Below are 21,031 nucleotides of genomic sequence, written 5' to 3'. Positions count from 1 at the left end.
ATGTTCGCCTCCGCGTGTCGTGTCAGGTTTTCGATGAATCGTTGATGGCTTCGGCCAGGTCCCGGTATTCCTCGCAGGTCGTGCCGCAAATCTTCTGGATGTGCTGCAACTGCTCCTGCGCCAGATCGACGCGACCCTTGATCACATAGGCCTCGCCCAGGTATTCGCGGACCTGCGCATACTGCGGATCGAGTTTCACCGATTGCAGGTAATAACCGATGCCCTCATCAGTGCGGCCCAGTTTGCGCGTCGCGTAACCGCGATAGTTGAGGGCCTTGGCGGTGTTCGGTTGTTGCAGCGTATCGAGCAGGGCCAGGGCTTCTTCATAACGGCCGGCCTTGGCCAGACGGTAGGCGTAATCGGTCCGGTCGGCGTCGGGCACCAGATGGCTGGTCTGCATCACGCACTTCTGCGTCTTGGTGTCGAACACCTGGCCTTTGGGGCAGTTGGGTTTCTGTACCGGCGCCTCTTCATCGCCATTGGCGAAGGCGAGGGGGCTTGCGAAAACCGCGGCCACCAGCAACGGGGCGGCGAACATAACGGAACGGATAGTCATGGGCAAGGCTCCACAGGGGGACATGTTTCACTTTGAACACCACAGGGTGAAAATTTATTCATTGCTTTGTCAGGCTTTGTTAAAGGAAAGCCCTTTTTCCGGCGCTATGCTCGTCAGCATTCGTTGTCGATCTGAAGTTCCACCATGGGAGTTTGGCCATGAAAGATCAGGTTCACCACTCGGCCGCCAGTGGCTACAAAACCGCCGCCGACACCTACGTCAAGGGCCGGCCCGACTACCCGCCGGCCGTCAGCGAATGGCTGACGGGCACACTGGGCCTCGATGGCCACAAGACTGTTATCGACCTTGGCGCCGGCACCGGCAAGTTCACCGGACGGCTGGTGGCGACTGGCGCCCAGGTAATCGCCGTGGAACCGGTGGCGCAGATGCTGGAAAAACTGTCACTAGCCTGGCCGCAGGTGTTGGCCGTCAGTGGTACGGCAACAGATCTGCCGCTGCCCGATGCTTCGGTGGATGCGGTTGTCTGTGCGCAGGCCTTTCACTGGTTTGCCAGCACCGAAGCGCTGGATGAAATCGCCCGGGTGCTCAAGCCAGGCGGCAGACTGGGCCTGATCTGGAACCTGCGCGACACCCGGATCGAATGGGTGCCCAAGCTGGACGCCATCGTCAATGCGCTGGAGGGCGACACCCCGCGCTTCTACACTGGTGAATGGCGCAAGGCCTTTCCCCATCCTGCGTTCGGGCCGTTGCAGGCCCAGCACTTTCAGCATGGCCATACCGGCTCGCCGGAAGATGTGATTTTCAACCGGGTGCGCTCCACCAGTTTCATTGCCGCGTTGAGCGATCAACAGCGCGCGAAGATCGACGAGCAGATTGCTCAACTGATTGCCGGCGAGCCACAGCTGCGGGGCAGGGAGGTGGTGACGGTGCCTTACGAGACCGCCGCCTTCGTCGCGGTGAAGAACGGCTAGAGTCCCGCATTTGGCCGAACCGCCGTGCTGATGCCTTGTTATAGTTCGGGCCTCATTTTCAGCCCGGTAAAGGATTTCTGCCATGACTCAATACACCGCCTTCAGCGTCGAACTGGCCGACAACATCGCCCATGTGCAGATCAATCGTCCGGAAAAGATCAACTCGATGAACGCTGCGTTCTGGAGCGAAATCGTCGAGGTGTTCCAGTGGATCGACGACACCGACGAAGTGCGGGTGGTGGTGCTCAGCGGCGCTGGCAAACACTTTTCCTCGGGCATCGACCTGATGATGCTGGCCGGTGTGGCCAATGAGCTGGGCAAGGATGTCGGGCGCAATGCGCGTTTGCTGCGCAAAAAGATCCTGACCCTGCAAGCATCCTTCAATGCCGTCGACAATTGCCGCAAACCGGTACTCGCGGCGATCCAGGGTTATTGCCTGGGCGGTGCCATCGACCTGATCGCCGCCTGCGACATGCGCTACGCCGCTGAAGACGCGCAGTTCTCGATCAAGGAAATCGACATCGGCATGGCGGCCGACGTTGGCACCCTGCAACGGTTGCCACGGATCATCGGTGACGGCATGCTGCGTGAGCTGGCTTACACCGGTCGCACCTTTGGCGCCGAAGAAGCGCGCAGCATCGGCCTGGTCAATCGCGTCTACAGCGACAAGGACAGCCTGATCGAAGGCGTGATGGACATTGCCCGGGACATCGCCGGCAAGTCGCCGATCGCGGTCACCGGCACCAAGGAAATGATCAGCTACATGCGCGACCATCGCATCGACGACGGTCTCGAGTACGTTGCCACCTGGAACGCCGCCATGTTGCAATCCACTGACTTGCGCGTGGCCATGGCTGCCCATATGAGCAAACAGAAACCCGAATTTCTGGATTGAGAAACCATGACATCTCGCTGGACCACTGCAGTACTGGACACCGATCAACCCGGCGGCTGGGCCGTGGCGCGCAGCCCCGAGGGTTTCCTGTTCGATGACAACGGCGCGCTGTTCCCCCGGGAATGGCTCAAGCGTCAGGACTTGTCGATCCTTGCCGAGCACGGTATCGGTCATCTCGATGGCGAACCGGTGTATCTGCTGGAACTGCGCAGCACCAGCGAGGTGCCGGGGTGCAACTGGAAAGGCTTGCGGGCGTTCATGCTCGACGGCGATCACACGATCTACAAAGTGCTGGGCTACGCCGCACAGATCGGCACTTGGGCTCGCGAACACCGTTTCTGCGGCAATTGCGGTCAGGCCATGACCCAGGTGCCAAGAGAGCGGGCGATGTATTGCCAGCCGTGCGATCTGCGCAGTTATCCGCGGATTTCGCCGAGCATGATCGTGCTGGTGACCCGTGGCGATGAAGTGCTGCTGGCGCGTTCACCGCGCTTTGTCACCGGTGTCTATAGCACGTTGGCAGGGTTCGCCGAGCCTGGGGAGTCGGCCGAGGATTGCCTGATCCGCGAAGTGCGCGAGGAAGTGCAGATCGAGGTGAAGAACATCCAGTATATGGGCAGCCAGTGCTGGCCCTTCCCGCACTCGATGATGCTGGGCTTCCATGCCGAATACGCCGGTGGCGAGATTGTCTGTCAGGAAGACGAGATCGAAGACGCCCAGTGGTTCAACGTGCACGATCTGCCGCCGTTGCCGGCGTCCAAATCGATTGCCCGTTACCTGATCGACGTCTACGTGGCGCGGCGCTTAGGCCACGCTGAACCAGTGCTGCCAGGCTAGACGCACGGTCAACCCCAGCACCACGGTGATGAACACCGGACGAATGAACTTGGCGCCGCCGCTGATCGCGGTGCGCGCCCCGAAGAACGCGCCGACCATCACCGACAGGCCCATGCTCAGGCCGATGATCCAGTCCACCTGCCCGGAAAACACGAACACCGACAGCGCCGCAATGTTGCTGACGAAGTTCATGCTGCGCGCCACGCCGCTGGCCTTGACCAGATCGATCGGGTAGAGCAGCAGACTGCTGACAGTCCAGAATGCGCCAGTGCCGGGGCCGGCCACGCCGTCGTAGAAACCGAGGCTGAAGCCCTGGGTCGATTGCCACTTCTTCTTGATCGGTGCGTCGCTGTCCAGCGGCGCTTTCGGCGTGCCGCCAAACAACAGGTACAGACCGCAGGCGAAGACGATCACCGGCAGCATCTTGTTCAGCCATTCCGCCGGCAGGTAATGGGCGACGATGGCGCCGGTCAGCGCGCCGACCAGGGTGCCAACGATGGCGTGCATCCACTGCTTGGGGTGAAACAGCTTGCGCCGGTAGAAGGTGAAACTGGCAGTCGCCGAACCGAAAGTTGAACTCAGTTTGTTGGTGCCGAGCACCAGGTGTGGCGGCAGGCCGGCGGTGAGCAACGCAGGCGTGGTCAACAGACCGCCACCGCCGGCGATGGCGTCGATGAATCCGGCAATGAAAGCGACAAGGGCCAGAACGGCCAGGGTGGTGAGGTCAACGCTGAGTTCGAAAGGCATGGAATCGGCTTATTCGGCAGGTTGCAGAGCTGGGCTGCGGGGAGGGCAGCCATGTTACTCATTTCCAAGTGTTGCGGCGACCTATATGGCCTCATCGCTGGCAAGCCAGCTCCCACAAGTTTTCGGGATGATCGCAATATTGTGCGCACTGAAATTACTGTGGGAGCGGCGGTGCGACGATTCGACTTGCCAGCGATGAGGCCAGTCCTTTCCCCGACAGTTCAACTGTTGCCCACCGAACAGGCACCCAACAAATCACCCTCCCACCATGCATCCCGATTGCCTGTAGCCCCAATAAAACCGGGCCTTCCGCTGCTGGCACGCTTGCTGCTCTGGCTCTCTCACCTTCATCAACTGTCCCGAGGACACGCCAATGAGTCAGCAAGCCGTGAAATTTGCCTACTGGGTGCCGAACGTCAGCGGTGGGCTGGTGGTCAGCAAGATCGAGCAACGCACCGACTGGGGCATTGACTACAACCGCAAACTGGCGCAACTGGCCGAGGCGGCGGGTTTCGAATACGCCCTGACGCAAATCCGTTTCACCGCCGGCTACGGCGCCGAGTTCCAGCATGAATCGGTCGCCTTCAGCCATGCGCTGCTCGCCGCCACCAGCACACTGAAAGTCATCGCCGCCATCTTGCCCGGCCCGTGGCAACCGGCGCTGGCGGCCAAACAGTTGGCGACCATTGATCAACTCACCAACGGCCGGATTGCGGTGAACATCGTCAGCGGTTGGTTCAAAGGCGAGTTCCAGGCGATTGGCGAACACTGGCTGGAGCACGACGAGCGCTATCGTCGTTCGGAAGAGTTCATCCGTTCGCTGCGCGGGATCTGGAGTCAGGACAACTTCACTTTCCGTGGCGATTTCTATCGCTTCGACAACTACAGCCTGAAGCCGAAGCCGCTGGGCCGGCCGGAAATCTTTCAGGGTGGCAGTTCCCGCGCCGCTCGGGACATGGCAGCGCGGGTGTCGGACTGGTATTTCACCAACGGCAACAGCGTCGAGGGCATCAAGGCGCAGGTCGACGACATTCGCGCCAAAGCGGCGGCGAATCATCATTCGGTGAAAATCGGGGTGAATGCGTTTGTCATCGCCCGGGATACCGAGGAAGAAGCCAAAGCAGTACTGGCACAGATCATCGACCAGGCGGATCCGGAAGCGGTGAATGCCTTCGGTGATGCGGCGAAACAGGCGGGCAGGGCGTCGCCCGAGGGCGAGGGCAACTGGGCCAAATCGACGTTTGAAGATCTGGTGCAGTACAACGACGGCTTCAAGACCAATCTGATCGGCACGCCGCAGCAGATTGCCGAGCGGATCGTGGCGTTGAAAGCGGTGGGTGTGGACCTGATATTGGCGGGGTTCCTGCATTTTCAGGAAGAGGTGGAGTATTTCGGCAAGCGGGTGTTGCCGTTGGTGCGGGAACTGGAGGCCAAAGCGCAATCGGCCCGGACTGCCGAAGTCGCCTGAAAATCCCTCCTGCACACTGTGCAGGAGGGATCGGCTACTTGATTACAGACCCAGCTCAGACAACCCCGGATGATCATCCGGGCGTCGGCCCAGCGGCCAGTGGAACTTGCGTTCGCTTTCCTTTATCGGCATGTCGTTGATGCAGGCGTAACGCTGGAACATCAGGCCCTTGTCGTCGAATTCCCAGTTCTCGTTGCCGTAGGAGCGGAACCAGTTGCCCGAGTCGTCGTGCCATTCGTAGGCGTAGCGCACGGCGATGCGGGTGTCGGAGTAGGCCCAGAGTTCCTTGATCAGGCGGTAATCCAGTTCCTTGGCCCATTTGCGGGTCAGAAAACCCTTGGCTTCTTCGCGGTTGTTGGCGAATTCGGCGCGGTTGCGCCATTTGGTGTCCAGGGTGTAAGCCAGCGACACGCGCTCCGGGTCGCGGGAGTTCCAGCCATCCTCGGCCAGACGAACTTTTTCAATGGCCGATTCACGGTTGAACGGTGGCAATGGCGGACGAACTTCGGCTGCAGTAGACATGTTTGTCTCCCGATCTATTAACAGTCAAACAACTTGTCAGGCTTATTAAGGCGTTACAGGTCCAATAACTTTCGCGCCATGCATTGCGCATTATCGGCGGCACTGTGATCACCCATCACAAGCGCTACGGTAATGGCGCCGTCAATCAGGATCAGCAGCTGTTTGGCCAGCAGTTGCGGGTCCTCGGCCCCATGTTCGGTACACAGCTCGCACACATAGTCGAGCAGCTTCTGTTTGTGGTCTTTGGCGACCTGGCGGACCGGATCCTCGGGATCGCCGGTCTCGCCACTGGTATTGATGAAGGCACATCCTCGAAAGCCTTCCGAGGCGAACCAGCCCTTGAGTACGGTAAACAGGTTGAGCAGGCGATCGGCCGGGGTTTCGGCCTGATCGACGGCGCTTCTGTACCAGTGCATCCAGCGCACGTCGCGGCGTTGCAGCGCGGCGACGGTCAACTCCTCCTTGTTGGCGAAGTAGCGGTAGATACTCTTTCTGGAAACGCCGGCGGTTTTCACCAGTAGATCCATGCCGGTGGCAGCGATGCCACTTTTGTAGATCAACTTTTCGGTGACATCCAGAATGATGTCTCGGGTCGTGTCGTTGCTGGTTATTTTGTTCATGTGGCGAACAGTAGAACGATCGTTCTCCTTGGTCAAGCAGTTATTTCCTGATCGCTCTCGCGTTCTACTTGATCGTTCCCACGCTCTGCGTGGGAATGCAGCCCGGGACGCTCCGCGTCCCTTCCCGAGCTGGAACGCGGAGCGTCCCTTGAGGCATTCCCACGCGGACGGTTCGACGCCTCGACGTGGGAACGATCAGTCAAGTCATTACAGACACTCACAAGACCCGAAGGAGTTGATGGTGTAAGCTCTCGGGTTCTTCGGATTCGACCCATTGCGAGCCCTATGCCGTTGCTTTTCAAACGCTCTCTGCTGCCCAAACTGCGCAGCTTTCCGCTGACCGCCGAGGCCGTGACGATCCTGCCCGGCGCCGCCGATTTCCGCCGTTGCCTGCTGGAGAAAATCGCCCAGGCGACCCAGCGCATTTACCTCGTCGCGCTCTATCTGCAAAACGATGAGGCTGGCCAGGAAATTCTCGATGCTTTGCACGCCGCGAAACTCAAGCGTCCCGGGCTTGAAATCGCGGTGGTCGTCGACTGGCTGCGGGCCCAGCGCGGCTTGATCGGTGCCGGCAAGCAGCCGGGCAACTCGGCGTGGTATCAGGAAATGACCCGCACCCACCAGAGCGTGGTGCCGGTCTACGGCGTGCCGGTGCAGACCCGCGAGCTGTTCGGCGTGCTGCACCTCAAAGGCTTCGTGATCGACGATTGCGTGGTCTATAGCGGTGCGAGCCTGAACAACGTCTACCTGCATAAATTCGACAAGTACCGTTTCGACCGTTATCACGTGTTGCAAAGCCGCGAACTGGCGGATTCGATGCACCATCTGGTCAAGCACGGTCTGATCGAATCGAAAGCGGTGCATCGCCTCGACCTGCCGAACCTGCCGACCACCCGCAGCCTGCGCAACGACATCGGCGATTTGCGCAGCCGCCTCAAATATGCGGCTTACGACACCAGTGCCGGCAACACGGCGCATACCGGCCTGTCAGTCAGCCCTTTGCTCGGCGTGGGCAAGAACAACCCGCTGAACCGGGTGATTCTGGAGCTGATCGCCAGCGCCCAGAAGCAACTGACCATCTGCACACCGTATTTCAATCTGCCGCTGGGGGTGATCCGCGAGATCAACCGGGCGCTGGCCCGCGGTGTGAAGATCGACATCGTGGTCGGCGACAAGACCGCCAACGACTTCTACATCCCGCCGAGCGAGCCGTTCAAGGTGATCGCCGCGCTGCCGTATCTCTACGAGATCAGCCTGCGCCGTTTCGCCAAGCGGCATCAGCGCAACATCGACAGCGGCCAGTTGAACCTGCACCTGTGGCGTGAAGGCGACAACAGCTATCACCTCAAGGGCATGTGGATCGACCAGCGCTACACGCTGCTGACCGGTAACAACCTCAACCCGAGGGCATTCCGGCTCGATCTGGAAAACGCCTTGCTGATCGATGACCCGAAAGGCGAATGGCTGGAACCGCGACGTCTTGAGCTGGAAAACATCTTCGAACACACCACGCGGATCGAGCGATTCCAGGACCTGGAAGCCTTGCCGGACTACCCGGCGGGCGTGGCCAAGTTCCTCAAGCGCGTGAGCCGGGTGCGCGTCGAGCGGTTGCTCTATCGCATCCTCTAAAGCACAGAGTTTTCAGCGCCGCTAAAAATGCCTTCGCGAGCAAGCTCGCTCCCACATTGGATCTTTGCTGAGCACAATTTCTGTGTTCAACAAAGACTTCGTGTGGGAGCGAGCTTGCTCGCGAAAGGTGTAGAACAGGCGCTACACGTCTCAGTTCAGACCGAGCTTGCCACGCAATGTCGACAGGTCTTCAGCCAGGGTATTGACCGGGCCCACCAGCGCCTTGCGGTCGTTGTCCTTCACTTTGTCATACGTCTCGAAACCACCGTCCTTGGTCTTGTACTTGGCCAGGATCTTGTCCACGGTGGCGAAGTTCTTGTCGACTTTGGCGACGAAGGCCTTGTCCTGTTTCTCGATCTGCGGACGGAACAGGTCGACGATTTTCTTCGCGCCGTCGATGTTGCCCTGGAAGTCATAGAGGTCGGTATGGCTGTAACGGTCTTCTTCACCGGAGATCTTGGTCGCGGCGACTTCTTCGAGCAGTGCGGCAGCGCCGCCGACGACTTTTTCCGGCGGGAAGGTCAGGCCGGCGACGCGGGTCTGCAGGTCCTTCACGTCCTTGTTCAGGCCATCGGCCAGGCCGTCCAGATCCTTGGTGCTCTTCTCTGAGAACAGCGAGTACTCGATGCGGTGGAAACCGGTGAAGTCTTCAGCCTTCACGCCCTTTTCGTGGTCGTCGACGCGGGAGTCGATGGAGGCGTCGAGGTCACTGAACAGCTCGGCGATCGGCTCGATCGACTCGTAATAAACGCGGGTCGGCGCGTAGAGCTTCTGCGCGGTGGCCAGGTCGCCTTTTTTCACCGCGTCGGTGAACTGCTGGGTGTGGCTGGCCAGTTCATCCAGTTGTTCGGTGACGTAGATCTTGTAGTCCGACACCGGCCCCACCAGATCCAGAGGCGCGGTCGCGGCGAACGCCGACAGCGGGGTGTTGAGCAAACCAAGGGTCAGCAATAACGCGAGTGGCGTCTTTTTCATGGGGGCGGCTCCTGTTGAATGCTATGCAGTTGTTTTTGGTTGGGTAGCGTTGAGCAGCGAGCGACCGATGAAGTCCTTGTCGCCCGTGACACCCGGCAGGGTGAAGAAGTAACCGCCGCCGACCGGCTTGAGGTATTCCTCCAGCGGCTCGCCATTGAGGCGGGTCTGCACGGTGATGAAGCCTTTTTCCAGGTCGGCCTGGTAACAGATGAACAGCAGGCCCATGTCGAGCTGGCCGTTCTTGTTCACGCCGTTGGAGTAGTTGAACGGCCGGCGCAGGATCAGGTTGGCCTGGCTCGCGGCGGTGCGCGGGTTGGCCAGGCGGATATGTGCGTCGAGCTTGGTCAGCTTGCCTTCCGGGTCCTTGCTGTAATCCGGGACTTCGGTTTCATGGTTGGCGCCCATCGGCGCGCCGGTGGTTTTGACCCGGCCGATGATGCTTTCCTGTTCCTGCAATGGCGTACGGTCCCAGCGTTCGACGAAGTTGCGGATGATCCGCACCGCCTGATAACTGCCGTGGGCCGCCCAGGCCGGTTCGTCGCTGCCCGGCTGCACCCAGACGATGCGGTCCATGGCTTTGCCGTCGTTGGAATCCGGGTTGGCCGAACCATCGCGGAAACCCAGGAAGTTACGCGCCGATTGCGCCGGCACACCGGGTTTGGCCGGGGCTTGCGGCGGTACGCTGCCTTCCTGTTTCCAGCGCACCAGCAGCAGATCCGGCAGGTTCTTCACGATGTCGCGCAGGGCGTGGATGTTGGTGTCAGCGGTGTTGGAGCAGAACTGCAGGCTCAGGTCGCCGTGGCAGCAATCGGCTTCCAGCGCATCGTTGGGGAAACCGACCATGCGCACCAGACGCTTGGGCTTGGCGGCGGCGAGGCCAAAGCGCTCATCGAACAATGATTCGCCGACAGACACGGTGATGGTCAGGTTGTCCGGCGTCACTACCGGGCCGAGAATCCCGGAATCGGGCGGCGGCAACTTCGGATCGATCTGCGCCACCGGGCCGCCCTTCATCAGGAACGCGATGCGCTCGTTGAGGGTGCGAAACAGGCGTTCGAGGTCTTCACGGTCGCTGGCCAGCACATCGAACGACACCAGCATGCCGGCCGCCGGGCGCGGGGTGACGATGCCGCTCTGGTGCACACCATGAAAATCATGATGATCCTGGGTCTTGTCGCTGCTCGGTGCTTCGGTGACTTGAGCAGGGGCGGCTGCCATCGCCGGGCAGCTCAACGCCGTGCCGGCCAGTGCGACACCGGCGGCGCCCATGCCCATCAGTACACGGCGACGTTGCAGGTTGAAGTGTTCGGAATCGTTCATCGGTATTCGTCTTCTGCTTACAGGCCGGAGAGGCCGAGGGCGGGATCAATGGCGTCGAGGGCGTCGGCCAGGGCCTTGGCCTTGTCGGCGATCTGCTTGCGTTGCTCACCGTTGACGGTGTCGTAGCTGGCGTAGCCGTCCTTGACCTTGAAGCCGTTCAGCGTGGTATCGAAATCAGCCAGTGCGCTGTCGATTTTCGGCAGCAGGTCGGCGGCGGATTTGCTCAGCAGCGGGCGCAGCAGTTCGACGACTTTGTGCGCGGTTTCATGATTGGCCGCGAAGCCGTTGAGGTCGCCGTGGCTGTAGCGTTCCTCTTCGCCGCTGGCGGCGCGCACGTCGGCGAGGGTGTTGAGGTTGCGCACGACGATTTCCACCAGTTGCTCCGGCGGCAGCGACTGGGCCAGCAGCTGTTGTTTCAGCGTGGTGACGTTGTCGAGCAAGCCCTGGGCAATGGGCGTCAGGCCGTCGAGTTTGCGTTGCTGGAACAGCGCGTATTCGAGGCGGTGGAAACCGACGAAGGCCGGATCCTGCTCGCGTTTTTCGAAGTAATCGGCGCGGGCGTTGATGCTGTTGTCCAGTTCGGCCAGGCGTTGTGCGGCCGGGGCCAGACGCTGGTACGCGGCACGGGCCGGCAAATACAACGCCTGGGCCCGGGCCAGATCGCCGCTGTCGATCGCTTGATTCAGCGCGGTCACGGCTTTGATCAGCGCGCTGCCCTGGCTGGCCAGGTAGACGCGGAACTCCGACAGCGGCCCGACGAAGGCAACCATGGACGGCTTGGCCTTGGCAGCGGCATCCGAAGCGGCGGTTGGCGTCACGTGCAGGGTGCCGCGCGGGTTGCTCAGCAGGCCGCAGGTGATGGCGTAGTCGCCGGGCTGCAGGTTGGCGTTGATCACCTGGCTCAGGCCCGGCGCGATGTTCTCGCGCTCTTCGACCACCAGCACACCGTCGAGGATTTCCCATTCCACCGCCCGGTCAGAGCGGTTGACGATGCGGAAACTGGCGCGGCCGGCCGGCACCGTCAGGGCGTTCGGCTCGCAACTGTGCGGGTGGATGTTCACCACCACTTCGTCACGGTTGTGCTGACGTTTGGCGGCGGCCATTTTCGAGGCGTAGTAGAACAGGCCACCGGCGGCGATCATCACGACCACCGAACCGGCCACCGCCCAGCGCAAGGCGCGGGGAGGCGAGGCCTGAGGAGTATTAGGCTTTGACATGAAGGCCCTTATTGGCTGGAAACGGAAGACGATTGGGCAGCGGGCCTGGGTGCCGGCATGAAGAACATCACCAGCGCCACCACCAGATAAATCAGATACGCGCCGAGGGTGCTGACGGTCGGTGCATCCTGATAACCGAACATGCCGGCCAGCACCGAGCCCAGCGGGCCATCCATCGGCAGCGTCGCGCTGAAGTCGAAGAGCACGGTTTGCAGGTGGTTCCACACCCCGGCCTCATGCAGGGCCTGCACCGAGTTGGCGAGAATCCCGGCGGCGACCACGAGGATGAACAGCCCGGTCCAGCGGAAGAACGCCGACAGGTTCAGGCGCATGCTGCCGCTGTAGATCAGGAAGCCGACGATGATCGCCAGAATCAGGCCGAGCAGGGCGCCGATCGGCGCGGCCGGGCCTTCGCTCTGCTGGAACACGGCGAGCAGGAAGAACACGGTTTCCAGTCCTTCCCGGGCCACGGCGAAAAACACCATGGCGATCAGCGCGATGACCTGATGTTTCGACGCGGTCAGCGCATGATCGAGGGAGGCTTGCAGCGAATGTTTGATCGAACGCGCCACCTTGCGCATCCAGAACACCATCGAGCTGAGAATGCCCACAGCGACGAGGCCGACCACGCCCTCGAACAGTTCCTGCTGCTTTTGCGGGAATTCGGCGCTGACCAGTTCCAGGCCACCGCCGACCAGCAACGCCAGCGCAGCGGCGAGAAACACCCCGATCCACACCGCCGGCATCCACTGGCCACGGCCGGTCTGTTGCAGGTAGCTGGCGATGATGCCAACGATCAGCGCGGCTTCGATGCCTTCGCGCAACATGATCAAAAAGGGAACGAGCATTCGACGATCACTGTGTAACGAAATGAGGTTACAAGTTGTAACATAATGAAAGTCATTCTCACATGGCACTAATTGACATTTACCTGAACCTCAGCTGAACGAGTCTGAACATCCACGTCGCCCAGCCAGCTGCGCTAAGATGCCCGCCACTCGAACAACAACAGGATTGCGCACGTTCCATGTCGGAAAAAGACACCATCGCCATTCAACTGGTGCGCGAAGCACTGCTGCAAAGTTGTGCCCCAGGCGTGGCCACGGAAGAAGTCTTGAGCAAGGTCGGGATCGATCCGGCGCTGCTGTCCGCCGACGACGCCCGCGTCCCGGCCAGCCAGTACGCACGGTTGTGGCGGCTGCTGGCCCGGCGCGGCGATGACGAGTTCTTTGGCATGGACCCGCGCAAGCTCAAATCCGGCAGCCTGGAATTCCTTTGCCGCAGCGCGATGGCCCAGCCGAATCTGGCGGCCGGGTTGAGCAGTGGTCTGAATTTCCTGTCGCTGATGCTCGAGCGCATGCCGGCGCAACTGGTGCACCAGCAGAGTCTGGCGGAAATCGTCCTGCTGGAAGACGAACCGGAACCGCGCCGCGCCTTCACCTATTTCACCTACTGGATGATCGTTCACGGCGTGGCGTGCTGGCTGGCGGGGCGGCGGATTCCGATCCTGGCCATCGAATTGCGCTGCCCGGCGCCGGACTTCTGTGATGACTATCGGGTGATGTTCTCGGAAAACTTGCGCTTCGACCGGCCGCGAACGCGGATGATCTTCGCCGCCGATGTGCTGGATCTGCCGATCAAGCGCAGCGCCGAGGAGTTGAAGCGCTTCCTCGCCCATGCCCCGGCCAACATTCTGGTGAAGTACCGCGACCCGGAAAGCCTTGCGAGCCGGATCAAGCAGGATCTGCGGCAGCTAGCCGCCGAACACTGGCCGGAAACCGACGCGCTGGCCCAGCAGTTGTGCATGTCGGCCTCGACCCTGCGCCGGCGTCTGGCCGAAGAAGGGCAGACCTATCAGGGGTTGAAGGACAGCGTGCGCAAGGAGTTGGCGATCACCTGGCTGGCGGAGCCTTCGATCAGCTTTGCCGAGATCGCCACGCGGCTGGGGTTTGCCGATGCGAGTTCGTTCTACAAGGCGTTTCGCAAGTGGTCGGGGACCAATCCCGGGCACTATCGCAGCTTGATCCTCAACGAAGCGGTCTGATCCGCCACCGACACTCCCAACACCCGCTGACTCAACGCCAACTCTCGTTCCCACGCTCTGCGTGGGAATGCCTCAAGGGACGCTCCGCGTTCCAGCTCTGGAGGGGACGCGGAGCGTCCCGGGCTGCATTCCCACGCAGAGCGTGGGAACGATCAGCTGTAACCGGAATCTTGGCCAAACCAGTCATCCACTTTGAGGGCTTTGACCATTGCCGCAGCCGGCGTGCGGCGCGAGTATTCCTCTGTTGTTTACGGTTCCCCAACCTAATAAGAACAGAGGGATTCTGGCAATGCGCGATTACTTGTCTGCCACCGCACAGTTTGATTATCAGCACACCGTGGACGCCGCGCTCAGCGGCACGCTCGAGGCGCTCAACGCCTGCGTCGAATGTTGTGACCGCCACGCACTGCCGGGGCGCATTGCGCTGTTCTGGGAAGGGCGCGATGGCGCCGGTGCGACGTACACGTTCAACGATCTGCAGGACAAAGCCGCGCGTTTCGCCAATTTCCTTCTCGCCCAGGGCGTGCAGAAGGGCGACAAGGTCGCCGGCCTGCTGCCACGCAACATCGAATTGCTGATCACCGTGTTCGCCACCTGGCGCATCGGTGCGGTGTATCAACCGCTGTTCACGGCATTCGGCCCGAAAGCCCTCGAACATCGCTTGCACAGTTCCGGTGCCAAAGTGGTGGTGACCGATGCGGTCAACCGGCCGAAACTTGCCGAAGTCGCCGACTGCCCGACGCTGGTCACCGTCGGCGGTCCGAAAGGCCAGGGCATCGTCCGTGGCGATTTCAGTTTCTGGGCCGAGCTGCCCAACCATTCCAATGTCTGCGAACCGGTCATGCTGACCGGCGAAGACCCGTTCCTGCTGATGTTCACCTCGGGCACCACCGGCCCGTCGAAAGCGCTGTCGGTGCCGCTCAAGGCCATCGTCGCGTTCCAGAGCTACACCCGTGATGCCGTGGATCTGCGCCCGGAAGATGCGTTCTGGAACGTCGCCGATCCGGGCTGGGCCTACGGCATTTATTTCGGCGTCACCGGCCCGTTGTCGATGGGCCATCCGATCACGTTCTACGATGGCCCGTTCACCCTGGAAAGCACCTGCCGGGTGATCAACAAGTACGGCATCACCAACCTCACCGGTTCGCCCACCGCGTATCGCCTGCTGATTGCCGGCGGCGATGACTTCGCCAAGTCGATCAAGGGCAGGCTGCGCATCGTCAGCAGCGCCGGCGAGCCGTTGAATCCGGAGGTGATCCGCTGGTTCGCCGACAACCTCGGCGTGGTCATTCACGACCACTACGGCCAGACCGAACTGGGCATGGTGCTGTGCAACCACCACGGCCTCGAACACCCGATCCACCTCGGCGCCGCCGGTTTCGCCTCGCCGGGCCATCGCATCGTGGTGCTTGACGATCAGAACAACGAACTCGGCGTCGGCCAGCCGGGCATCCTCGCCATCGACCGCACACAGTCGCCAATGTGCTGGTTCGCCGGCTACGAAGGCGCGCCGACCAAGGCTTTCGTCGGCGATTACTACCTGAGCGGCGACACCGTCGAATGGAATCCGGACGGCAGCATCAGCTTCGTCGGCCGCAGCGATGATGTGATCACCACTTCCGGCTACCGGGTCGGCCCGTTCGACGTGGAAAGCGCATTGATCGAACACCCGGCGGTGGTCGAAGCCGCAGTGGTCGGCAAACCCGATCCGGAGCGCACCGAACTGGTGAAAGCCTTCGTCGTGCTCAACCCGCAATACCGCGCGGAACCTGCGCTGGCCGAAGAACTGCGCCAACACGTACGCAAACGCCTGGCCGCGCATTCGTACCCCCGTGAAATCGAATTTGTCAGCGAGTTGCCGAAAACCCCGAGCGGCAAATTGCAGCGCTTTATCTTGCGCAACCAGGAAATCGCCAAGGCTCAAGAGGCCGCAGCGCACAACGTTTCAGCTTGAATCCAAGGAAACAGTCATGCAGATCGAGAACAAGGTTTTTATCGTCACCGGCGGCGCATCCGGCCTGGGTGCCGCCACCGCTGAATTGCTGGTGAGCGCCGGCGCCAAAGTGATGCTGGTGGACCTGAACGCCGATGCGGTCGCCACCCAGGCCCAGCGCCTCGGCGCGCAGAGCATGGTGGCGGATATCAGCAACGAAGCTGCCGCCGAAGCCGCCGTGCAGGCGACTGTCAAAGTCTTCGGTAGCCTCAACGGGCTGGTGAACTGCGCCGGCATCGTTCGCGGCGAGAAGATCCTCGGCAAGAGCGGTCCGCACGCCTTGTCCAGTTTTGCTCAGGTGATCAACGTCAACCTGATCGGCAGCTTCAACATGCTGCGTCTGGCAGCGGCGGCGATTGCCGAAAGCGAAGCCAACGCTGACGGCGAACGTGGCGTGATCATCAACACCGCGTCGGTTGCGGCGTTCGACGGCCAGATCGGCCAGGCCGCGTATTCCGCCTCCAAAGGCGCCATCGCCAGCCTCACCCTGCCTGCCGCCCGCGAACTGGCGCGCTTCGGCATCCGCGTGATGACCATCGCTCCGGGCATTTTCGAAACCCCGATGATGGCCGGCATGACCCCGGAAGTGCGCGAATCGCTGGCCGCCGGCGTACCGTTTCCGCCACGTCTGGGCAAACCTGCCGAGTACGCCGCGCTGGTGCGGCATATCATTGAAAACAGCATGCTCAACGGCGAGGTGATCCGTCTCGACGGTGCCTTGCGCATGGCCGCCAAGTAAGGAGGATTTCCCATGACCATCTCCAACGATCCGATTGTCATCGTCAGCGCCGTCCGCACCCCGATGGGCGGTTTCCAGGGCGAACTGAAAAGCCTGACCGCGCCGCAACTGGGCGCCGCTGCAATCAAGGCTGCGGTTGAGCGTGCCGGTGTGGCCGTCGATGCAGTCGATGAAGTGCTGTTTGGCTGCGTGCTGCCAGCCGGTCTCGGACAGGCGCCTGCACGTCAGGCTGCACTGGGCGCCGGGCTGGACAAATCCACCCGCTGCACCACGGTCAACAAGATGTGTGGCTCGGGCATGGAAACCACCATCCTGGCCCACGACATGCTGCTGGCCGGCAGCGCCGATGTGGTGATCGCCGGCGGTATGGAAAGCATGTCCAACGCGCCGTACCTGCTGGATCGCGCCCGTGCCGGTTACCGCATGGGCCACGGCCGGGTGCTGGATTCGATGTTCCTCGACGGCCTCGAAGACGCCTACGACAAAGGTCGCCTGATGGGCACCTTCGCCGAGGATTGCGCCGAAACCAACGACTTCAGCCGCGAAGCTCAGGACGCCTTTGCCATCGCCTCGACCACCCGCGCCCAGCAGGCGATCAAGGACGGCAGCTTCAAGGCCGAGATCGTTCCGCTGACCGTGACCGTGGGCAAGGAACAAGTCGTAATCAGCAACGACGAGCAGCCGCCAAAAGCCAAACTGGACAAGATCGCTTCGCTGAAACCGGCGTTCCGCGAGGGTGGCACCGTGACGGCGGCCAACTCCAGCTCGATCTCCGACGGCGCTGCGGCACTGGTGCTGATGCGTCAGTCGCAAGCGCAGAAACAGGGTCTGAAGCCGCTGGCGGTGATTCACGGCCACGCAGCCTTCGCTGACACACCGGGCCTGTTCCCGGTGGCGCCGATTGGCGCGATCAAGAAGCTGATGAAGAAAACCGGCTGGTCGCTGGATCAGGTTGATCTGTTCGAAGTCAACGAGGCCTTCGCCGTAGTCGGCATGGCGGCGATGACCCACCTGGAAATCCCTCACGACAAGCTCAACATCCACGGCGGCGCCTGCGCCCTGGGTCACCCGATCGGTGCGTCTGGCGCGCGAATTCTGGTGACCTTGCTCTCGGCCCTGCGCCAGAAAGGCCTCAAACGCGGCGTCGCGGCGATCTGCATCGGCGGCGGCGAAGCCACGGCGATGGCCGTGGAATGCGTGTATTGAACTGTGGGAGCGAGCTTGCTCGCGAAGGCGTCGTGTCAGCCAACATTTTAGTTGCATGACGCACCGATTTCGCGAGCAAGCTCACTCCCACAGGATATGTGTCTGAACCTGAAGTAAGGATTCACCATGATTCCCAACGAAGACCAAACTCAAATCCGCGACATGGCCCGGCAGTTTGCCGAGGAACGGCTCAAACCGTTCGCCGCCGAGTGGGATCGCGAACACCGCTTCCCGAAGGAAGCCATCGGCGAAATGGCCGAACTGGGCTTCTTCGGCATGCTGGTGCCGGAGCAGTGGGGCGGTTGCGACACCGGTTACCTGGCCTACGCCATGGCCCTGGAAGAAATCGCTGCCGGCGACGGTGCTTGCTCGACCATCATGAGCGTGCACAACTCGGTGGGTTGCGTGCCGATCCTCAAGTTCGGCAACGACGACCAGCGTGAACGCTTCCTCAAGCCGCTGGCCAGCGGCGAGATGCTCGGTGCTTTCGCGTTGACCGAACCGCAGGCCGGTTCCGACGCCAGCAGCCTGAAAACCCGTGCACGCCTTGAAGGCGATCACTACGTGCTCAACGGCTGCAAACAGTTCATCACCTCCGGGCAGAACGCCGGGGTCGTGATCGTGTTTGCGGTCACCGACCCGAGCGCCGGCAAGCGCGGGATCAGCGCGTTCATCGTGCCGACCGATTCGCCGGGCTACAAAGTCGCCCGCATCGAAGACAAACTCGGCCAGCACGCCTCGGACACCTGCCAGATTCTGTTCGAAGACGTGAAAGTGCCGGTGGCCAACCGGTTGGGCGAGGAGGGCGAGGGCTACAAGATCGCCCTGGCCAATCTTGAAGGCGGGCGCGTCGGCATCGCTTCGCAATCGGTGGGCATGGCCCGTGCCGCGTTCGAAGCGGCGCGCGATTACGCCCGTGAGCGTGACACCTTCGGCAAGCCGATCATCGAGCATCAGGCCGTGGCGTTCCGCCTGGCGGACATGGCGACCCAGATCGCCGTGGCGCGGCAGATGGTGCACTACGCCGCCGCCCTGCGTGACAGCGGTCAGCCGGCGCTGGTCGAAGCGTCGATGGCCAAACTGTTCGCCTCGGAAATGGCCGAGAAGGTCTGCTCGATGGCCTTGCAAACCCTCGGCGGTTACGGTTACCTCAACGACTTTCCGCTGGAGCGCATCTACCGCGACGTGCGGGTCTGCCAGATCTACGAAGGCACCAGCGACATTCAGCGCATGGTCATTTCGCGCAATCTTTGAGAAGGAATCTGCACATGAGTTACGAAACGATTTTGCTGGAAACCCATGGCCGCGTCGGCCTGATCACCCTGAACCGCCCGCAGGCGCTGAATGCCCTCAACGCGCAACTGGTCAGCGAAGTGAACCGCGCCCTCGATGGCCTCGAAGCCGATGCGAATATTGGCTGCATCGTCATCACCGGGTCGAAGAAAGCCTTCGCCGCCGGCGCCGACATCAAGGAAATGGCCGAGCTGACCTATCCGCAGATTTACATGGATGATTTGTTCAGCGACAGCGACCGTGTGGCTAACCGCCGCAAGCCGATCATTGCGGCCGTCAACGGCTTTGCCCTCGGTGGCGGCTGTGAACTGGCGCTGATGTGCGACTTCATCCTGGCCGGCGACAACGCCAAATTCGGTCAGCCGGAAATCAACCTCGGCGTGCTGCCGGGCATGGGCGGCACCCAACGCCTGACCCGCGCCGTGGGCAAGGCCAAAGCGATGGAAATGTGCCTGAGCGGCCGTTTGATCGACGCGGTGGAAGCCGAGCGCTGCGGCATCGTCGCGCGCATCGTGCCGAGTGATGAGCTGCTGGATGAGGCGCTGAAAGTCGCGGCGGTGATCGCCAGCAAATCGCTGCCGATTGCGATGATGGTCAAGGAGAGCGTCAACCGCGCGTTTGAAGTGAACCTGACTGAAGGCGTGCGCTTCGAGCGCCGGGTGTTCCATGCGGCGTTTGCGACGCAGGATCAGAAGGAAGGGATGGCGGCGTTTGTGGCCAAGCGTGCGCCGGAGTTCCAAGGCAAGTAGTGCGGCGTATTCATTGACGCCATCGCTGGCAAGTCGAATTGTCGCACCGCAGCTCCCACAGGAATCTCGGTCGTTCGCACTTATCGTGTACACCGAAGAAACTGTGAGAGCTGGCTTGCCAGCGATGCTTTTGCCTTTTAGAGCTGGTAGTTCTTCAACTCCCGAGCAATCACCATTCGCTGTATCTCACTCGACCCCTCATAAATCTGGGTAATCCGCGCATCCCGGTAGTACTTCTCCACCGGGTAATCCTCCAGATACCCATACCCGCCATGAATCTGAATCGCTGACGAGCACACCTTTTCAGCCATTTCCGAAGCAAACAGCTTGGCCTGCGAAGCCTCCGACAGGCACGGTTTGCCCGCCGTGCGCAACCGCGCCGCGTGCAGGATCATCAGGCGTGCCGCGTTGATCTGCATCTGCATGTCCGCCAGCAGGTTGGCGATGCTTTGGTGCTCGACGATGGCCTTGCCGAACTGCACCCGATCACGGGCATAACCCAGCGCCGCTTCAAAAGCCGCACGGGCAATGCCCAGTGCTTGCGCCGCGATGCCGATACGTCCGCCTTCAAGGTTGGAGAGAGCAATCGCCAAACCTTTACCGCGTTCACCCAGCAGATTCGCTTCAGGAATGCTGCAATTGTTCAGCGTCACCGCGCAGGTGTCGGAGGCGCGGATGCCCATCTTGTGTTCGGTACGGTCGACGATGAACCCCGGCGTGTCGGTCGGCACCAGAAATGCCGAAATCCCACGCTTGCCAAGATCCGGATCGGTGACGGCAAAAACGATCGCCAGTTTCGCCCGCTTGCCGTTGCTGACAAATTGCTTGGCGCCATTGATTACCCATTGCCCGTCGCGCAGTTCGGCGCGGGTGCGCAGGTTGTGCGCTTCGGAGCCGGCCTGGGGTTCGGTCAGACAGAAGCAGCCGATCACCGCGCCGCTGGCCAGATCCGCCAGCCAGGTCTGTTTCTGTTCTTCGCTGCCGTAGTTGAGCACCGGCCCGCAGCCCACCGAGTTGTGAATGCTCATGAACGCGCCGGTGGCGCCGTCACCGGCGGAGATCTCTTCCACCGCCAGCGCATAGGCCACGTAGTCGACGTAAGTGCCGCCCCATTCTTCCGGCACCACCATGCCCAGCAGGCCGAGTTCGCCCATCTTCGCCACCAGGGTGTCATCGATCCAGCCGGCCTTTTCCCAGGCTTGGGCGTGGGGGGCGATTTCGCCACGGGCAAAGTCCCGGGCCATGTCGCGGATCATTACCTGGTCTTCAGTCAATTCGAGATCGTGCAT

20 protein-coding genes are annotated in these 21,031 nt (G+C 61.6%); 11 read left to right on the top strand and 9 right to left on the bottom strand.

The genetic code is table 11. The annotated features are described in order from the left end of the window. Positions 1–22 precede the first annotated feature (22 nt). Positions 23–556 carry a tetratricopeptide repeat protein gene (locus IHQ43_RS15360; RefSeq protein ID WP_085603415.1) on the bottom strand — a complete coding sequence of 178 codons (534 nt, stop codon included), beginning with the start codon at positions 554–556 and terminating at the stop codon, positions 23–25. Between the two features lie 158 nt (positions 557–714). Here IHQ43_RS15360 and IHQ43_RS15355 point away from each other — a divergent pair, with 158 nt between their 5' ends. From IHQ43_RS15355 to nudC, 3 genes are all read left to right on the top strand, one after another. Continuing rightward, the gene (locus IHQ43_RS15355) at positions 715–1,488 is read left to right on the top strand and encodes a class I SAM-dependent methyltransferase (RefSeq protein WP_192561162.1); all 774 of its coding nucleotides are present in this window, start codon (positions 715–717) and stop codon (positions 1,486–1,488) included. 82 nt (positions 1,489–1,570) lie between these two features. Beyond that, positions 1,571–2,383 (top strand): crotonase/enoyl-CoA hydratase family protein, encoded by an 813-nt coding sequence (locus IHQ43_RS15350; RefSeq protein WP_085709995.1) that lies wholly within the window; start codon positions 1,571–1,573, stop codon positions 2,381–2,383. A 6-nt stretch (positions 2,384–2,389) separates the two neighbouring features. Further along, the gene (nudC, locus tag IHQ43_RS15345) at positions 2,390–3,220 is read left to right on the top strand and encodes an NAD(+) diphosphatase (RefSeq protein WP_039768669.1); all 831 of its coding nucleotides are present in this window, start codon (positions 2,390–2,392) and stop codon (positions 3,218–3,220) included. Here nudC and IHQ43_RS15340 read toward each other — a convergent pair. Beyond that, positions 3,188–3,967, bottom strand: coding sequence for a TSUP family transporter (locus IHQ43_RS15340; RefSeq protein ID WP_011334290.1), 780 nt, complete (start codon positions 3,965–3,967; stop codon positions 3,188–3,190). The genes nudC and IHQ43_RS15340 overlap by 33 nt on opposite strands. Before the next feature lie 373 nt (positions 3,968–4,340). Here IHQ43_RS15340 and sfnG point away from each other — a divergent pair, with 373 nt between their 5' ends. After that, positions 4,341–5,435 carry a dimethylsulfone monooxygenase SfnG gene (sfnG, locus tag IHQ43_RS15335; RefSeq protein WP_192561161.1) on the top strand — a complete coding sequence of 365 codons (1,095 nt, stop codon included), beginning with the start codon at positions 4,341–4,343 and terminating at the stop codon, positions 5,433–5,435. Between the two features lie 42 nt (positions 5,436–5,477). Here sfnG and IHQ43_RS15330 read toward each other — a convergent pair whose 3' ends face one another. Together IHQ43_RS15330 and IHQ43_RS15325 are read right to left on the bottom strand one after the other, a co-directional pair. Next, positions 5,478–5,957, bottom strand: a complete 480-nt coding sequence (locus IHQ43_RS15330) for a nuclear transport factor 2 family protein (RefSeq protein ID WP_192561160.1) — start codon at positions 5,955–5,957, stop codon at positions 5,478–5,480. 53 nt (positions 5,958–6,010) lie between these two features. Further along, a complete protein-coding gene (locus IHQ43_RS15325) occupies positions 6,011–6,577 on the bottom strand; it encodes a TetR/AcrR family transcriptional regulator (RefSeq protein ID WP_192565006.1) in 567 nt (188 codons plus the stop codon). Between the two features lie 285 nt (positions 6,578–6,862). On the opposite strand from IHQ43_RS15325, the gene pssA reads away from it, so the two are divergent. Further along, positions 6,863–8,206, top strand: coding sequence for a CDP-diacylglycerol--serine O-phosphatidyltransferase (pssA, locus tag IHQ43_RS15320; RefSeq protein WP_192561159.1), 1,344 nt, complete (start codon positions 6,863–6,865; stop codon positions 8,204–8,206). Between the two features lie 150 nt (positions 8,207–8,356). Here pssA and efeO (IHQ43_RS15315) read toward each other — a convergent pair whose 3' ends face one another. The 4 genes from efeO (IHQ43_RS15315) to efeU are packed head-to-tail and all read right to left on the bottom strand — an operon-like array spanning position 8,357 to position 12,566. Further along, positions 8,357–9,181 carry an iron uptake system protein EfeO gene (gene efeO, locus IHQ43_RS15315; RefSeq protein ID WP_192561158.1) on the bottom strand — a complete coding sequence of 275 codons (825 nt, stop codon included), beginning with the start codon at positions 9,179–9,181 and terminating at the stop codon, positions 8,357–8,359. Between the two features lie 21 nt (positions 9,182–9,202). Further along, the gene (gene efeB, locus IHQ43_RS15310; protein WP_192561157.1) at positions 9,203–10,501 is read right to left on the bottom strand and encodes an iron uptake transporter deferrochelatase/peroxidase subunit; all 1,299 of its coding nucleotides are present in this window, start codon (positions 10,499–10,501) and stop codon (positions 9,203–9,205) included. Positions 10,502–10,518: 17 nt separating this feature from the next. Next, positions 10,519–11,718, bottom strand: coding sequence for an iron uptake system protein EfeO (efeO, locus tag IHQ43_RS15305; RefSeq protein WP_192561156.1), 1,200 nt, complete (start codon positions 11,716–11,718; stop codon positions 10,519–10,521). An 8-nt stretch (positions 11,719–11,726) separates the two neighbouring features. Beyond that, entirely contained in the window at positions 11,727–12,566 is an 840-nt protein-coding gene (gene efeU / locus IHQ43_RS15300; RefSeq protein ID WP_192561155.1) for an iron uptake transporter permease EfeU, read from the bottom strand. A gap of 179 nt (positions 12,567–12,745) precedes the next feature. Here efeU and IHQ43_RS15295 point away from each other — a divergent pair, with 179 nt between their 5' ends. The 6 genes from IHQ43_RS15295 (at position 12,746) to IHQ43_RS15270 (ending at position 19,742) form a co-directional block, all read left to right on the top strand. After that, complete coding sequence (locus tag IHQ43_RS15295) at positions 12,746–13,762, top strand: AraC family transcriptional regulator (RefSeq protein WP_192561154.1); 1,017 nt, start codon at positions 12,746–12,748, stop codon at positions 13,760–13,762. Between the two features lie 289 nt (positions 13,763–14,051). Continuing rightward, positions 14,052–15,716 (top strand): AMP-binding protein, encoded by a 1,665-nt coding sequence (locus IHQ43_RS15290; protein ID WP_192561153.1) that lies wholly within the window; start codon positions 14,052–14,054, stop codon positions 15,714–15,716. A gap of 16 nt (positions 15,717–15,732) precedes the next feature. After that, complete coding sequence (locus tag IHQ43_RS15285) at positions 15,733–16,494, top strand: SDR family NAD(P)-dependent oxidoreductase (RefSeq protein ID WP_192561152.1); 762 nt, start codon at positions 15,733–15,735, stop codon at positions 16,492–16,494. A gap of 12 nt (positions 16,495–16,506) precedes the next feature. Beyond that, positions 16,507–17,700 (top strand): acetyl-CoA C-acyltransferase, encoded by a 1,194-nt coding sequence (locus tag IHQ43_RS15280; RefSeq protein WP_192561151.1) that lies wholly within the window; start codon positions 16,507–16,509, stop codon positions 17,698–17,700. Between the two features lie 126 nt (positions 17,701–17,826). Further along, positions 17,827–18,954, top strand: a complete 1,128-nt coding sequence (locus IHQ43_RS15275) for an acyl-CoA dehydrogenase (protein ID WP_192561150.1) — start codon at positions 17,827–17,829, stop codon at positions 18,952–18,954. 14 nt (positions 18,955–18,968) lie between these two features. Beyond that, positions 18,969–19,742, top strand: coding sequence for an enoyl-CoA hydratase (locus IHQ43_RS15270; RefSeq protein WP_192561149.1), 774 nt, complete (start codon positions 18,969–18,971; stop codon positions 19,740–19,742). 137 nt (positions 19,743–19,879) lie between these two features. Here IHQ43_RS15270 and IHQ43_RS15265 read toward each other — a convergent pair whose 3' ends face one another. Further along, entirely contained in the window at positions 19,880–21,031 is a 1,152-nt protein-coding gene (locus IHQ43_RS15265; RefSeq protein WP_192561148.1) for an acyl-CoA dehydrogenase family protein, read from the bottom strand.

The organism is Pseudomonas gozinkensis (genome assembly GCF_014863585.1).
GTDB lineage: Bacteria > Pseudomonadota > Gammaproteobacteria > Pseudomonadales > Pseudomonadaceae > Aquipseudomonas > Aquipseudomonas gozinkensis.
This window is presented reverse-complemented; position numbering and strand designations above follow the sequence as displayed.

What these genes read in the sequence shown, in the direction of transcription:
- IHQ43_RS15350 (WP_085709995.1), top strand. Translation starts at nt 1,571, where the DNA reads ATGACTCAATACACCGCCTTCAGCGTCGAACTGGCCGACAACATCGCC.
- IHQ43_RS15295 (WP_192561154.1), top strand. Translation starts at nt 12,746, where the DNA reads ATGTCGGAAAAAGACACCATCGCCATTCAACTGGTGCGCGAAGCACTG.
- IHQ43_RS15325 (WP_192565006.1), bottom strand. Translation starts at nt 6,577, where the DNA reads ATGAACAAAATAACCAGCAACGACACGACCCGAGACATCATTCTGGAT.
- IHQ43_RS15265 (WP_192561148.1), bottom strand. Translation starts at nt 21,031, where the DNA reads ATGCACGATCTCGAATTGACTGAAGACCAGGTAATGATCCGCGACATG.
- IHQ43_RS15330 (WP_192561160.1), bottom strand. Translation starts at nt 5,957, where the DNA reads ATGTCTACTGCAGCCGAAGTTCGTCCGCCATTGCCACCGTTCAACCGT.
- efeO (WP_192561156.1), bottom strand. Translation starts at nt 11,718, where the DNA reads ATGTCAAAGCCTAATACTCCTCAGGCCTCGCCTCCCCGCGCCTTGCGC.
- IHQ43_RS15285 (WP_192561152.1), top strand. Translation starts at nt 15,733, where the DNA reads ATGCAGATCGAGAACAAGGTTTTTATCGTCACCGGCGGCGCATCCGGC.
- efeB (WP_192561157.1), bottom strand. Translation starts at nt 10,501, where the DNA reads ATGAACGATTCCGAACACTTCAACCTGCAACGTCGCCGTGTACTGATG.
- nudC (WP_039768669.1), top strand. Translation starts at nt 2,390, where the DNA reads ATGACATCTCGCTGGACCACTGCAGTACTGGACACCGATCAACCCGGC.
- pssA (WP_192561159.1), top strand. Translation starts at nt 6,863, where the DNA reads ATGCCGTTGCTTTTCAAACGCTCTCTGCTGCCCAAACTGCGCAGCTTT.
- IHQ43_RS15340 (WP_011334290.1), bottom strand. Translation starts at nt 3,967, where the DNA reads ATGCCTTTCGAACTCAGCGTTGACCTCACCACCCTGGCCGTTCTGGCC.
- IHQ43_RS15355 (WP_192561162.1), top strand. Translation starts at nt 715, where the DNA reads ATGAAAGATCAGGTTCACCACTCGGCCGCCAGTGGCTACAAAACCGCC.
- sfnG (WP_192561161.1), top strand. Translation starts at nt 4,341, where the DNA reads ATGAGTCAGCAAGCCGTGAAATTTGCCTACTGGGTGCCGAACGTCAGC.
- IHQ43_RS15290 (WP_192561153.1), top strand. Translation starts at nt 14,052, where the DNA reads ATGCGCGATTACTTGTCTGCCACCGCACAGTTTGATTATCAGCACACC.
- IHQ43_RS15275 (WP_192561150.1), top strand. Translation starts at nt 17,827, where the DNA reads ATGATTCCCAACGAAGACCAAACTCAAATCCGCGACATGGCCCGGCAG.
- IHQ43_RS15280 (WP_192561151.1), top strand. Translation starts at nt 16,507, where the DNA reads ATGACCATCTCCAACGATCCGATTGTCATCGTCAGCGCCGTCCGCACC.
- efeO (WP_192561158.1), bottom strand. Translation starts at nt 9,181, where the DNA reads ATGAAAAAGACGCCACTCGCGTTATTGCTGACCCTTGGTTTGCTCAAC.
- IHQ43_RS15360 (WP_085603415.1), bottom strand. Translation starts at nt 556, where the DNA reads ATGACTATCCGTTCCGTTATGTTCGCCGCCCCGTTGCTGGTGGCCGCG.
- efeU (WP_192561155.1), bottom strand. Translation starts at nt 12,566, where the DNA reads ATGCTCGTTCCCTTTTTGATCATGTTGCGCGAAGGCATCGAAGCCGCG.
- IHQ43_RS15270 (WP_192561149.1), top strand. Translation starts at nt 18,969, where the DNA reads ATGAGTTACGAAACGATTTTGCTGGAAACCCATGGCCGCGTCGGCCTG.